Below are 13969 nucleotides of genomic sequence, written 5' to 3'. Positions count from 1 at the left end.
GGGTTGCATCGCTTATCTGGATGCCTACTTCATACGGAGCGAACCTGAGACGACTGTTAATACGGTGCTCAGGCCGGTTGGCCGAACCATGTGCCCAGCGCACGCACCAGCGTGGTGGCGTCGAGGTCCTGCCCGGTAGGCAAGGCCCAGGCGACACAGCCGTCGGGCCGGATGAGCAACGCGTCGACGTCCACCCGGTCCGTGCGGGCGGTGACGGTGTTGACCCGTCCGGTCCACGCGGCCGCGGCGTCGCGGGCCTCCGCGCGGTCGACGAGGTCGAGCAGGAGCCCACGACCCTCACGCAGCAGGTCCGCCGACCGGGTCACCGCGGTGACGACGTCCGGGTCGGGCCGCTCCAGCGTCAACTTCATGTCCGGGCACAGGGTGCCGACGAGCCGGTGGTCGTCGCCCAGGTCGTACCGGACGTCCATGCCGGCGAGCATGTCGGCGACGTACTGGTGGGCGTCGTCGAGGTCCATCAGGTCGGAGAACACCGTCGAGTCCACTGTGGACAGTCGACTCACCCCGAGCCCGGGGTTGAGATCGGTACAGCGGTTAGCAGTTCAAATAATCTTGACGGTGGGTCTGCCGTGGCGGGTCGGCCAGGTAGTCGTCGCCGATTTGGTGGTAGCCCAGCAGTCAGGGGGCGTTGCGTGATCGGGGTTCGTCCGGATCGCCGGGCTGGTTCGGAGTCGCGTCGGACGTCCCGGTTCGGCCAGGGGGACGCAGTACAGGCACGGTCCCGGTGATCATGCGAGTGTCGAAGTCCCGTGAACACTTGGTGAGTCCGTGCCTGCTCCTGCTCTTCCCCTATGCCCACCGCGCTGGACCAGCTGGCCCAGGCTTCCGTGCCGGCCCCGCTGACGGACGCGGTTGCCCTGTCCGGCTTCTTGGGCCTGGTGCCCGATCCGAGAGGTGTTCGCGGGCGCCGCTACCAGCTGTCCGCCCTGGTCACCGCGGCCGCGGCAAGTGTGCTGGCCGGCGCCCGGTCACTCACCGCGATCACCGAGTGGATCACCGATGCCCCTGCCTGGGCCTGTCGGGCCCTCGGCTTCCCCCTGGACCCGCTGACCGGCGCGGTGTCTGTCCCGCATCCCCACACCCTGCGCCGTCTCCTCGTCCGGCTGGACGGTGACGCCCTCGACCAGGCAATCGGAGCCTTCCTCGCCGCCCGCGCCACCCCAACCGGCCCCGGACTGCGAGCAATCGCCGTCGATGGCAAGGCTCTGCGCGGCTCACGCGCCGCCACCACCCCGTACGTGACCCTGCTCGCCGCGATGGACCACGCCGGTCACGTCCTGGCCCAGCGCCAGGTCGCCGACAAGAGCAACGAGATCCCCGCCTTCCAGCCCCTGCTGGACACCATCGACCTGACCGGCACGGTCATCACCGCCGATGCGCTGCACACCCAGCACGCCCACGGCACCTACTTCCGCACCCGTGGCGCCCACTACATCGCCCAGGTCAAGGCCAACCATCCCGGCCTTTTCGACCGCGTCCGCCGCCTGCCCTGGCGCGAGATCACGCTCGACCACCACGACCGCACCCGAGCTCACCAACGCCTGGAGATCCGGCGGCTGAAGACCGTCGCCTTCGCCCACCTCGACTACCCCGACGCACGCCAGGCCCTACAAGTCGTGCGCTGGAGAAAAGACTTCACCAGCGGCAGGCTCACCATCGAACGCGTCTACCTGATCACCAGTCTGCCGCCCGGCACAGCGACCGGCCCTCAGCTCGCGGACTGGATCAGAGGCCACTGGAAGATTGAAAATCTCCTGCACCACATCCGCGACCGCACATTCCGCGAGGACGACTCCAAGATCCGCGTCGGTCGCCTCCCACGCATCATGGCCGCCCTGCGCAACCTTGCCATCGGCGTCCACCGTCAGGACGGTCGCACCAACATCGCCGCCGCCCTCCGCCACACCGCCCGCGACTGCCGCAGATCCCTGACCGCCCTCGGCCTCACCGGATGAATCCGGACAGATCTCGATCATGCAAGGGACCCTGTACCCGGCAGGCCCAGTCCGTCGGCATCGCGCGCTGAGCGGGCGTTGAAGTTGCCCCGGTTTGATGGACAACCTTTTGCTTTGGGACACTGGGTCCCGCAAGGAGGAGTTCATCGTGCCAAGGACGCGTCCGGCTTACCCGCCGGAGTTCCGTCGCCAGATAGTCGAGCTGGTCCGGGCCGGCCGGTCGCCGGAGGAGCTGGCGAAGGAGTTCGAGCCGTCCGCCCAGACCATCCGGACCTGGGCCAACCAGGACCGGATGGACACCGGGGAACGCCCCGGCTTGACCAGCGACGAGAAGAAGGAACTCGCCCAGCTGCGCCGCGAGGTGAAGCAGTTGCGCGAGGAGAAGGAGATCCTCCGCAAGGCCACGGTTTTCTTCGTCCGGGAGACCAGCCGGTGATCTGCTACCGGCTGATTGACGAGAACACGGCACACCACGACGTCTCCCTGATGGCCCGGCTGCTGGGTGTGTCACGGCAGGGCTACTACGCCTGGAGGGACCGCGTCCCCTCCCGCCGCCGGCGGGAGGACGCCGAGCTCACGGAGAAGATCCGCGGGCACCACGAGCGGTCCCACGGAACCTACGGAGCCCCGCGCATCCATGCGGACCTGCGCGAGATCGACGGCCTGTCCGTCGGGCGCAAGCGCGTCGCCCGCCTGATGCGCAAGGCCGGGCTGACCGGCGTGCACCGCCGCACCGGCCGGGCCTCGCTCACCCGCCAGGACCGGCAGGCCACGGCCGCCCCCGACCTGATCGGCCGCGACTTCACCGCGAGCGCCGAACCTGCGCTGGAGTGCGGACATCACCTACGTCCCCACCGATCAAGGCTGGCTCTACCTCGCCGTCGTCCTAGACCTGTTCTCCCGCCGTATCGTCGGCTGGGCGATGGCCGACCACATGAGAACCGAGCTGGTCACCGACGCCCTCGCCATGGCGGTCACGGCCCGCAGACCCTGCCCCGGTCTCGTGCATCACAGCGACAAGGGCTCCCAGTACACCAGCCTGACGTTCGGTCAGCGATGCGATGAGGCGGGGATCCGGCCTTCTACCGGCCGCACCGGCTCGTGTTACGACAATGCCGTCACCGAGAGCTTCTTCGCCTCCTTGGAGACCGAACTCATCGACCGGACCGCCTTCCCCACCCGGCACCACGCCGAGCAGGCCCTCTTCGCCTACATCGAAGGCTTCTATAACCCCCGGCGCCGCCATTCGGCGAACGGCCAGCTCAGCCCAGCCGAGTACGAACGTCGTCACGCCGCGAAGACACCACATAGAGCGCTCTACGCAGCCGCATAGATCACAAGCCCATCGGTGTCTGTCAGACCGGGGTAACTCCAAGGCCCAGGTACCCATCGCGACAGGTCACGGGACCGCCTGGCCTCTTCCGGAACATCTGACCAGCAGGACTCAGTAGGCCCGCGCTCTACGTCGCCTGCCCATCGATGCTCGCCACCTTGGCGAGGTTCTGACCTGCCCGACAAGTTGCCTGACACCCCATCAGAACGAGCGTCAAATGAGCGTCACGAGCGCCATTTCAGCGTCAAGATATCGCCCGTAACGCCCACACCGCACATAATGCGCACGCACGAATCCGCAGGTCAGGCGCCCTTCGCGGCCGGTTCAAGGATGGCAACGCACTCCACATGGTGCGTCATCGGGAACAGGTCGAACGCCCGCAGCGTCCGCACCCGGTACCCCCCGTCCCGGAAGTACGCCAGGTCGCGGGCCAGCGCCGCCGGGTCGCACGCCACGTACGCGATCTTCCGCGCACCCAGCGACGACAGGTGCTCGACCGTCTTCCGGCCGGCGCCCGCGCGCGGGGGGTCGAGGACGATCAGGTCGACCTCGGTGATGCCGGAGCGGGGCAGGACGGAGTCGACCTTGCCCTGTTCGATGCGGACGCGGGGGAAGTCGGCGAGGTTGTGCCGGGCGTCCTCGACGGCGCGCTTGCCGGACTCGATGCCGAGGACCGCTCCCGCGTCGCCGACCCGGTCGGCGAGGGCGCCCGCGAACAGGCCGACGCCGCAGTACAGGTCGAGGGCCATGTCGCCCTTGCGGGGCAGCAGGCCCTGCATAACCGCGGTGACCAGGGTGTCCGCCGACTGCGGGTGGACCTGCCAGAAGCCGCCGTTGGCGACCCGGTGGGTGCGGCCGTCCGCCCGTTCGCGGACGAAGGGGCGGCCGTGGACGCGGTGGACCTGGCCGTTGCGCTCGTCGATGCGCAGCACGGACACCGGGCGGTCGAGTTCGACCAGCGGCAGGCGTGCGCCCGGCTTCGGGGTCAGGACGACCTGGCGGTCCTGGGAGCCCGTCGCGGCGATCGCCTCGACGGAGTCCATGCCCGTCCAGTCCCGCTTCTCGATGCCGAGTTCGCTGACGCCCTCCGCGGCGATCATGCAGTGGTCGATCGGCTCGACCTCGTGCGAGCGGTGCCGGCGCAGGCCCGCACGGCCGTCGGCGGTCACCGCGTACTGCACGCGCGTGCGCCACTGCGGGACCTGGCCGGCGGGGAGCTTGTCGCCCTCGGCGGGCACGACGGTGCCGTCCCAGCCGGCCTCCTCGGGCGTGAGCCCGGCGAGCCGCTGGAGCTGCTCGGCGACGACCTCGCCCTTGAGCCGGCGCTGCGCTCCCGGCTTGGCGTGCTGCCAGTCGCAGCCGCCGCAGCGGCCGGGCCCGGCGTACGGGCAGGGGGCGTCGATACGGTCCTTGGAGGCGTCCAGCACCTTCACCGCGTCCGCGCGCAGGAAGCGGGCGCCCTCCTCGCCCTCGGTCACCCGCGCGACGACTCGCTCGCCGGGCAGCGCGTGCCGGACGAACAGCACCTGGCCCTCGGACGTACGGGCGATGCAGTGGCCGCCGTGGGCGACGGGGCCGATCTCGACCTCGTACTCCTCCCCCACCAGCGATTTCCTCGGTTCTGCCTGCATGGCGGGGTGACTCCACAACTCTGGGGGCGAAGGGGCGGGCGACGGCCCGCGACAACAACCGTCCAGTCTACGTGTGCGGGGAGGAGTCCTTCGACCGCTCCGCCGGACCGCGGCGCACCGAGCCCGGCGCCGCCCAGTTCGCCCGCTTGCGGGCGCGCCGCCTGGCCGCCTCGGACGACTGCAGCTGGTACGGCACCGAGGTCACCATCACGCCCGGCGTGAACAGCAGTCGGGCCTTCAGCCGCAGCGCGCTCTGGTTGTGCAGCAGCTGTTCGTACCAGTGACCGACCACGTACTCGGGGATGAACACGGACACCACGTCCCGCGGGGACTCCTTGCGCAGGTTCTTGACGTACTCGATGACCGGCCGGGTGACCTCGCGGTACGGGGAGTCCAGCACCTTCAGGGGCACCTCGATGCCGCGCCGCTCCCATTCCGCGTGCAGGGCCCGGGTCTCCGCGGCGTCGACGTTGACGCTGAGCGCCTCGAGGCTGTCCGAGCGCATCAGCTTGGCGTAGGCGAGGGCACGCAGCGTGGGACGGTGGATCCTGGAGACCAGGACGATCGAGTGGACGCGGGAGGGGCGCACCATGTCGGCGCTGGGACCCTCGGGGGCGGCGACCTCCTCGGCGACGCGGTCGTAGTGCCTGCGGATCAGCGTCATCAGCAGGTAGAAGACGCACATGCCGAGCAGCGCGACCCAGGCGCCGTGGGTGAACTTGGAGACGAGCACGACGACCAGGACCAGGCCGGTGAAGAAGGCGCCGAAGGCGTTGATGGCCCGGGAGCGGATCATGCGGCGGCGTGCGGCCTGCTGCTTCTCGGTGGCCAGCAGGCGATTCCAGTGCCGGACCATGCCGGTCTGGCTGAGGGTGAAGGACACGAACACGCCGACGATGTAGAGCTGGATCAGGCGCGTGGTGCTGGCGTCGTACGCCCATACCAGCAGAATGGCGGCGCCGGCGAGCAGCACGATGCCGTTGGAGAAGGCGAGCCGGTCACCGCGGGTGTGCAGCTGGCGCGGGAGATAGCGGTCCTGGGCGAGTATCGACCCGAGCAGCGGAAAGCCGTTGTAGGCGGTGTTCGCGGCGAGGAACAGCACCAGTGCCGTGGCGGCGGCCAGGAGGAGGAACAGCGGGCTGCCCTCGCCGAACACGGCCTCGGCGACCTGCGAGATCACCGGGTGCTGTACATAGTCCGGGCCGAGCGGGACGCCGTTGTGGAAGAGGTCCTTGGCCGGGTTCTCGGCCATGCGCACGTCGGTCGCGCCGGCCAGGGCGATGATGCCGCAGAACATGGTGACGGCGAGCAGGCCCATCATCGCGAGCGTGGTCGCCGCGTTCTTGGACTTGGGCTTGCGGAAGGCCGGTACGCCGTTGGAGATCGCCTCGACGCCGGTGAGCGCGGCGCAGCCGGAGGAGAAGGCGCGCAGCAGGAGGAAGACCAGGGCGAAGCCCGCCAGGCCCGGGTGTTCGGGGTTGATCTCGTAGTCCGCCGTCGGTGCCCGCATCTCGTCGCCGAGCACCACCGAGCGGAAGGTGCCCCACGCGATCATGGTGAACACACCGGCGACGAACACGTAGGTCGGGATCGCGAAGAGGGTGCCCGACTCCCGCACGCCCCGCAGGTTCATCAGCGTCAGCAGCACGATCACGGCGATCGCGCAGGACACCTTGTGCTCGACGACGAACGGGATCGCCGAGCCCAGGTTCTCGATGCCGGCGGAGATCGACACGGCCACGGTGAGGACGTAGTCCACGAGCAGGGCGCTGGCGACCGTCCGGCCCGCCCGGGGACCGAGGTTGGTGGTCGCCACCTCGTAGGCGCCGCCGCCGCTGGGGTAGGCGTACACGTTCTGGCGGTAGGAGGCGACCACGGTGATCATCAGCATGACGACCGCGGCCGCGATCCAGGGGCTGAAGTGGTAGGCCGACAGACCCGCGACGGAGAGGACGAGCAGGATCTCACCGGGTGCGTACGCCACGGAGGACAGCGGGTCGGATGCGAAGACGGGGAGTGCGACGCGCTTGGGCAGAAGCGTTTCGCCCAGCCGGTCGCTGCGCAACGCGCGCCCGATGAGAATACGTTTGGGCACGTCGGTCAGTTTGGACACAACAGTGGATCGTAGGCCTTCCCACACGGGGTGACCCATCCGCCACCCGGATCCATACGGCTTCCCTACGGCCCTCGTGTCACCGCCGTGGCGCGGGCGTACGCCCTCTGCTCTCCGGGTGAAATCTCGGGGTGGTGGCGCTGCGGATTCTGTGCTGCGCACCAGTTCCATGCCTATATGACTGGGCCGCTGTCCGTCGCGGCCGGGCCGCCCCTGTCCGTCGTCCGGGGCGGCTGGTCCGGACGGGTGGCCGCGCCCCGTCCGTTCGGACCAGCCGCCCCGTGGAGGTTCCCATGCACGCGACCGCAGAACTGATCGGCGCCCTCGCCGCGCTGCTCGGCCTCGGGGTCCTGACCCTGGCGAGCGTGCGCAGCATCACCCGCCGCTGACCGTCTCCCGGTGCGGGTACGTGGGGCCCGGGTGTCCGGACGCGGCGGTCGGCCCCCGGAGGGTACCGGGGTCTCGCCGTCCCGGCATGATGTTGCCCGGCGCCCCGTACTCGGGCCGCCACGGGTTGCCCGGCGAGCCGAAAGAGAGACATGAGCACGATGGTCATGATGGTCGACGGGCCTGCAGGAAGCGCGGTGTGACGCGATGCATATTGTGATCATGGGGTGCGGGCGGGTGGGTTCCGCCCTGGCCCAGACCCTGGAGGGGCAGGGGCACACGGTCGCCGTCGTCGACCGGGACCCGACCTCCTTCCGTCGGCTGGGCTCCTCGTTCAGCGGCCGCCGGGTCACCGGGATCGGCTTCGACCAGGACACCCTGCGCGAGGCGGGCATCGAGGACGCGGGCGCCTTCGCCGCCGTCTCCAGCGGGGACAACTCCAACATCATCGCCGCGCGGGTGGCCCGTGAGATGTTCGGCGTCGAGAACGTCGCCGCCCGCATCTACGACCCCCGCCGCGCGGAGGTCTACCAGCGCCTGGGCATCCCCACCGTGGCGACGGTCCGCTGGACGGCCGACCAGATGCTGCGCAGGCTGCTCCCGTCGGGCGCCGAGCCGCTGTGGCGCGATCCGACCGGCGGCGTGCAGCTCGCCGAGGTGCACACCTCGCAGGCCTGGGTGGGGCACCGGATCAGCAGACTGCAGGACCAGACCGGCGTCCGCGTCGCCTTCCTCACCCGGCTCGGCGAGGCGCTTCTGCCCAGCTCCCAGACGGTGCTGCAGGAGGGGGACCTGGTGCACGTGATGATGCGCACGGACGAGATCGACCGGGTCGAGGCGGCGTTCGCCAAGGGCCCCGAAGAGGAGGGCGGTCAGTGATGAGGGTCGCCATTGCCGGAGCCGGCGCGGTGGGTCGCTCGATCGCGGGCGAACTGCTGGAGAACGGGCACGAGATCCTGCTCATCGACAAGGCGCCGACCGCCATCTCGGTCGAGCGCGTTCCGCAGGCCGAGTGGCTGCTCGCCGACGCGTGCGAGATCACCTCCCTGGACGAGGCGGCGCTCCAGCGCTGCAACGTCGTCATCGCCGCGACCGGCGACGACAAGGTCAACCTGGTCGTCTCCCTGCTGGCCAAGACGGAGTACGGCGTTCCGCGCGTGGTGTCCCGGGTGAACAACCCCAAGAACGAGTGGCTGTTCAACGAGTCCTGGGGCGTGGACGTGGCCGTCTCCACCCCGCGCCTGATGTCGGCCCTGGTCGAGGAGGCGGTCAGCGTCGGCGACCTGGTCCGGCTGCTGCGCTTCAGCCACGGGGACGCCAACCTGGTCGAGCTGACCCTGCCCGAGGAGTCGGCGCTGGCCGGCACCCAGGTCGGCGACGTCCAGTGGCCGCAGGACACCTCACTGGTCACGATCATCCGGGGGACGCGCGTCCTCACCCCGACCCGGGAGGACTCCCTGGAGGCGGGCGACGAACTGCTCTTCGTGGCCGCCCAGGCCCGCGAGGAGGAGCTGGAGGACCTCCTGTCGGTCCGCAGGACCGGCACCGGGCGCTGACCCGGCCGGTGGCGGTGGCACGTGAGCGGGGCCCGGAGATCTCCGGGCCCCGCTCACGTGCTCACCTGCAGAACGAGGTGGCTCAGGGTCGGCGGTGCCGGCCCGTCGTCGTCGCCTCGTCGTCCTCCCCGTGCTGCGCCTTCTCCTGTGCGCGCGCGGCCTTGCGCTCCTCCTCGGCGCGCTCCTCCGCCTCCATCTCCGCGAACACGTCGATCGGCGGCGGCGCCTTCGCCAGGAACACCCACGTCAGGTACACCGCGAGCAGGAACGGCGGGATCTTCAGCGCGACCAGGACCCAGCCCAGCTGCGCCGTGTCCGCCCACCAGTACAGCGGGAACAGGATCGCGCTCTTGCCGAGCAGGATCAGCCCCCAGGCCCAACTGGCCTTGGTGTAGGCCTTTTTGCGGCCCGGGTTGCGGGTGCGCCAGGAGAGGTTCTCCCTGAAGATCGGGCCCAGCATCAGGCCGATCAGCGGGACACCGGCCATCGCGGTGATGATGTACGCCAGGGCCAGGCCCGTGGTGTAGAGCATGCCCGGCAGGTAGAAGTCCTTGGCGTTGCCGGTCATCATCGCGAAGACCACGCCGAAGCCGACGCCGAAGACGCCGCTGAAGGCGTGCTTGACGGTGTCCTTCCTCGCCAGCCGGACCACGACCATCGCCAGCGACACGGCGAGTGCCGCGATCGCCGCCATGTGCAGGTTCTTGTTGATCGTGTAGATGCTGACGAACAGGAGACCGGGCAGCACCGTCTCGACCATGCCCCGCACCCCGCCGAACGCCTCGAACAGGGCGGCCTCGGTCACCGCCCTGGCGTCGTCCGCGGATGTGTCTTCGGTTGTCGGCTTGTCGAGCGACGTCACCGGCTACTCCCGTCCGAGGGGTCTCAGTTCGTATTTCGGATTGAACAGCACCCGGCGGCCTCTGCTCAGGGAGATCCTGCCCGATGCGATCAGCTTGCGCCCCGGTTCTATCCCGACGATGGAGCGCCGGCCGAGCCACACCACGTCCAGCGCGGCGGAACCGTCGAACAGTTCGGCCTCCAGGGCCGGGACTCCCGCGCGCGGCCGCAGCGTGACCGTGCGCAAGGTACCAGTAACCGTCACTATCTGTCGGTCCTGGCAGTCACCTATCCGCGTACAGCCGGCGGTGTCGGCGTCCTCACGCAGCTCCTCGGACTCCAGGTCCTCCTGCGACGAGGAGAGCCGGTCGAGCATGCGCCGGAACCGGCCCGTCGGTTTCTCCGAGCGAGGAACATCACCCATACGTGAAGCGTACCGGGGTACCCCGACGGTTACGTACCCGCTGCCCGCCCGGCCCGAACCGGCCGCTCCCGGCCACCCGCACCCGCCGCGCATGCGGCACCCGCCGCACGCGCGGCGGGCACCGCGCGGTGCGCGCCGCGGGCGGTCACTCACCGTTCGAAGCGGTAGCCCATGCCCGGCTCGGTGATGAAGTGCTTCGGATGAGCCGGGTCGGCCTCCAGCTTGCGGCGCAGCTGCGCCATGTACACGCGCAGGTAGTTCGTCTCCGTCCCGTACGACGGCCCCCAGACCTCCCGGAGCAGCTGCTTCTGTGCCACGAGCCGGCCGCCGTTGCGTACGAGCACCTCCAGCAGATGCCATTCGGTGGGGGTCAGCCGTACGTCCTTGCCGTCGCGGTGGACCTTCTTCGCGGCCAGGTCGACGGTGAACTCGTCGGTCTCCACCACCAGGTCGCCCTCGTCCTCGCCGGAGGGCTCGGCGCGGCGCACGGCGGCCCGCAGCCTGGCCAGCAGTTCGTCCATGCCGAAGGGCTTGGTGACGTAGTCGTCGGCTCCCGCGTCGAGCGCCTGGACCTTCTCGTCGGAGGCGTGCCGGGCGGACAGCACCAGGATCGGCACCCGGGTCCAGCCGCGCAGGCTCCGGATCACCTCGACGCCGTCCATGTCGGGCAGGCCCAGGTCCAGGACGACCACGTCGGGGGGGCGGGCGGCGGCCAGGCGGAGGGCGTCGGCACCGTCGTGGGCGGAGTCGACCTCGTACGAGCGGGCCTTGAGGTTGATCACGAGGGCGCGCACGATCGCCGGTTCGTCGTCGACCACCAGCACACGGGTCATGAGGAGTGCCTTTCCAGTTCTGCGGGGCGAACGGGCCCCGATTCTGCTGGGCGGACGGGCTGCGGGCCCACGGGCGCCGTGGGTGTCGCCGTGGGGGCCCTCGTCCCGGCCGTCGCTTCCGTCGCCGAGGTCTCCGCCGTTGCCGCCGTCGCCGCCGCGCGGAGGGTCAGTGTCATGGTGAGGCCGCCGCCCGGGGTGTCGTCTGCGTTCAGGGAGCCGCCCATGGCCTCGGTGAAGCCGCGCGCCACCGCCAGGCCGAGGCCCACCCCGGCCCCGCGCGGGGCGTCGCCGTAGCGCTGGAAAGGCTCGAATATGCGGTCCTTCGCGTCGTCGGGGACGCCGGGACCGCGGTCGACCACCCGCACCTCGACCCGGTCGGCGAGCGCGCTGGCGGCCACCAGGACGGGGGTACCGGCGGGAGCGTACTTGACGGCGTTCTCGATCAGGTTGGCCATCGCCCGCTCCAGCAGCCCGGGGTCGACGGCGACCATGGGGAGGGTCTCCGGGATGTCCAGGGTGACGCTGCCCTCGGGCACCCCGCCGAGCGCCATGGGCGCCACCTCGTCCAGATCGACCTCGCGGATCAGCGGGGTGACCGTGCCGGTGTGCAGGCGGGACATGTCGAGCAGGTTGCCCACCAGGTGGTCCAGGCGGTCGGCGCCGCCCTCGATGCCCTCGAGCAGCTCGGCCCGGTCCTCGGGCGACCAGTCGACGTCCTCGGAGCGCAGCGAGGAGACCGCTGCCTTGATCCCGGCCAGCGGGGTGCGCAGGTCGTGGCTGACGGCGGCCAGCAGGGCGGTGCGGATGCGGTTGCCCTCGGCGAGGGTGCGCGCCCGGTCGGCCTCGGCGCGCAGCCGGCGGCGGTCCAGGGCGACGGCGGCCTGGGCGGCGAAGGCGCCCAGCACCCGGCGGTCCTCGGCGGGCAGGACCCGTCCGGTCAGCACGAGCGCCATGTGGTCCCCCACCGGAACGTCCACGTCGGCGTCGTCGGGCCGCTCGAGGACCGGTCCGGTGCCGGTCCGTCCGGCGCAGGTCCACGGCTCGACGTCGCCCGCGCGTTCCAGCAGCGCCGCCGACTCCATGCCGAACGTCTGGCGGACCCGTTCCAGCAGCTCCTCCAGGCCGGTCTCGCCGCGCAGCACGTTGCCGGCGAGGAACGACAGTATCTCCGACTCGGCGCGCAGCCGGGCCGCCTGGTGCGTGCGGCGGGCGGCGAGGTCGACGACGGACGCCACCGCCGCGCCGACGGCGACGAAGATCACGATGGCGATGATGTTCTTCGGGTCGGAGACCGACCAGCGGTGCAGGGGCGGCGTGTAGAAGTAGTTCAGCAGCAGCGAGCCGAAGGCCGCCGAGGCCAGGGCCGGCCGGAGCCCGCCGAGCAGCGCCGCGGCCACGGTCAGCGACAGGAACAGCAGCATGTCGTTGGCCAGGCCCGGGTCGAAGGCGCTGAGCAGCACGGCCAGCACCGCGGGGCCCGCCACTCCGACCGCCCAGCCCCACGCCACCCGCGACCGCCCGAGCCGGGCGCCCCGGGCCACCGGCAGTCCGCGTCCCTTGGCGATCGCCTCGTGGGTCACGATGTGCACGTCCAGGTCGGGACCGGAGTCCCGGGCGACGGTCGCTCCGACGCCGGGGCCGAAGACGTACTGCCACGTCTTGCGGCGCGAGGAGCCCAGCACGATCTGGGTGGCGTTCGCCGCGCGCGCGAAGGCGAGCAGGGCGGCCGGAATGTCGTCCCCGACCACGTGGTGGAAGGTGCCGCCCAGGCTTTCCACCAGGGTCCGCTGCTCGGCCAGTTCGCCGGGCGAGGCGGCGGTGAGACCGTCCCCGCGGGCGATGTAGACCGCGAGCACCTCGCCTCCCGCGCCCTTCTCGGCCAGCCGCGCGGCACGGCGGATCAGGGTCCGGCCCTCGGGACCGCCGGTCAGGCCGACCACGATCCGTTCGCGTGACCCCCAGATCGCCGAGACGTCGTGCTCGCTGCGGTACCGCTGGAGGTACTCGTCGACCCGGTCGGCCACCCACAGCAGCGCGAGTTCCCTGAGCGCGGTGAGGTTGCCGGGACGGAAGTAGTTCGACAGGGCCGCATCGACCTTGTCCGGCTGGTAGACGTTGCCGTGCGCCATCCGGCGGCGGAGCGCCTCGGGCGTCATGTCGACCAGCTCCGTCTGGTCGGCCCGCCGCACCACCTCGTCCGGTACGGTCTCCTGCTGCCGGACGCCGGTGATCGACTCCACGACGTCGCCGAGGGACTCCAGGTGCTGGATGTTGAGGGTCGACAGCACGTCGATCCCGGCGGTCAGCAGCTCCTCCACGTCCTGCCAGCGCTTCGCGTTGCGCGAGCCGGGCACGTTGGTGTGGGCGAGTTCGTCGACGAGGACCACTTGGGGGCGGCGGGCGAGGACGGCGTCGAGGTCCATCTCGGGGAGGACCGCGCCGCGGTACTCCAGCTCCCGGCGCGGTATCTGTTCCAGGCCCTCCAGGAGTGCCCTGGTACGCGGCCGGTCGTGGTGCTCGACGAACCCGACCACGCAGTCGGTGCCCCGCTCGACACGGCGCTGCGCCTCGGACAGCATCGCGTACGTCTTGCCGACGCCCGGTGCCGCGCCGAGGTGGATCCGAAGTCTGCCGCGTCCCATGCCCTCATTGTCTTCCGGTTCCGGACAGCCGGGCCGTCGGTTGCCGGTCACCGGTCCACCGCTGTCTGCGCGGAGTCGACCCTACGTTCGTCCGGGGCGGCCGAAGGCGGCGGCCGGGACGCGGGACGCGTCCTTGACGAAACCCTGACGGGCGGCTGCGGGCGGGCGTCGGAGTTCCGCCGGGGAGCCCGCCCACGGCGGCGGGGCCGCACCCGGTGGGGACGCTGTCGGTCA

The 13969-nt window shown here is 70.8% G+C and carries 10 protein-coding genes and 1 pseudogene; 4 read left to right on the top strand and 7 right to left on the bottom strand.

Annotated elements, in window-relative coordinates; genetic code table 11:
- Positions 1 to 68 precede the first annotated feature (68 nt).
- Entirely contained in the window at positions 69 to 506 is a 438-nt protein-coding gene (locus tag OHB56_RS31175; RefSeq protein ID WP_406356853.1) for a hypothetical protein, read from the bottom strand.
- A gap of 306 nt (positions 507 to 812) precedes the next feature.
- Between OHB56_RS31175 and OHB56_RS31170 the strand changes: the two genes are divergently transcribed.
- Both OHB56_RS31170 and OHB56_RS31165 read left to right on the top strand, forming a co-directional pair.
- Positions 813 to 1976, top strand: coding sequence for an ISAs1 family transposase (locus OHB56_RS31170; RefSeq protein ID WP_406356851.1), 1164 nt, complete (start codon positions 813 to 815; stop codon positions 1974 to 1976).
- 148 nt (positions 1977 to 2124) lie between these two features.
- A pseudogene (locus OHB56_RS31165) lies at positions 2125 to 3309 on the top strand (IS3 family transposase).
- 302 nt (positions 3310 to 3611) lie between these two features.
- Here OHB56_RS31165 and OHB56_RS31160 read toward each other — a convergent pair.
- The gene (locus OHB56_RS31160) at positions 3612 to 4940 is read right to left on the bottom strand and encodes a class I SAM-dependent RNA methyltransferase (protein ID WP_406356849.1); all 1329 of its coding nucleotides are present in this window, start codon (positions 4938 to 4940) and stop codon (positions 3612 to 3614) included.
- Between the two features lie 67 nt (positions 4941 to 5007).
- A complete protein-coding gene (locus tag OHB56_RS31155; RefSeq protein WP_406356847.1) occupies positions 5008 to 7053 on the bottom strand; it encodes an APC family permease in 2046 nt (681 codons plus the stop codon).
- 594 nt (positions 7054 to 7647) lie between these two features.
- Here OHB56_RS31155 and OHB56_RS31150 point away from each other — a divergent pair.
- Positions 7648 to 8319, top strand: coding sequence for a TrkA family potassium uptake protein (locus tag OHB56_RS31150; RefSeq protein WP_364741369.1), 672 nt, complete (start codon positions 7648 to 7650; stop codon positions 8317 to 8319).
- Complete coding sequence (locus OHB56_RS31145; RefSeq protein WP_326755177.1) at positions 8319 to 8996, top strand: TrkA family potassium uptake protein; 678 nt, start codon at positions 8319 to 8321, stop codon at positions 8994 to 8996. The genes OHB56_RS31150 and OHB56_RS31145 overlap by 1 nt, the downstream gene beginning before the upstream one ends.
- A gap of 82 nt (positions 8997 to 9078) precedes the next feature.
- On the opposite strand, the gene OHB56_RS31140 is transcribed toward OHB56_RS31145, so the two are convergent.
- The 4 genes from OHB56_RS31140 to OHB56_RS31125 all read right to left on the bottom strand — a co-directional run bounded on the left by OHB56_RS31140 (position 9079) and on the right by OHB56_RS31125 (position 13735).
- Positions 9079 to 9858: a DUF3159 domain-containing protein gene (locus tag OHB56_RS31140; protein WP_326755176.1), complete on the bottom strand. Its 780-nt coding sequence runs from the start codon at positions 9856 to 9858 to the stop codon at positions 9079 to 9081.
- A 3-nt stretch (positions 9859 to 9861) separates the two neighbouring features.
- The gene (locus OHB56_RS31135) at positions 9862 to 10260 is read right to left on the bottom strand and encodes an OB-fold nucleic acid binding domain-containing protein (protein WP_079047686.1); all 399 of its coding nucleotides are present in this window, start codon (positions 10258 to 10260) and stop codon (positions 9862 to 9864) included.
- 149 nt (positions 10261 to 10409) lie between these two features.
- Positions 10410 to 11093, bottom strand: coding sequence for a response regulator (locus tag OHB56_RS31130; protein ID WP_326755175.1), 684 nt, complete (start codon positions 11091 to 11093; stop codon positions 10410 to 10412).
- Entirely contained in the window at positions 11090 to 13735 is a 2646-nt protein-coding gene (locus tag OHB56_RS31125; protein ID WP_406356844.1) for an ATP-binding protein, read from the bottom strand. Before OHB56_RS31125 ends, OHB56_RS31130 begins: the two co-directional genes overlap by 4 nt.
- Positions 13736 to 13969: the final 234 nt, after the last annotated feature.

Origin of the sequence: Streptomyces sp. NBC_01635 (assembly GCF_045209715.1) — a bacterium.
Classification (GTDB): domain Bacteria; phylum Actinomycetota; class Actinomycetes; order Streptomycetales; family Streptomycetaceae; genus Streptomyces; species Streptomyces hirsutus.
This window is presented reverse-complemented; position numbering and strand designations above follow the sequence as displayed.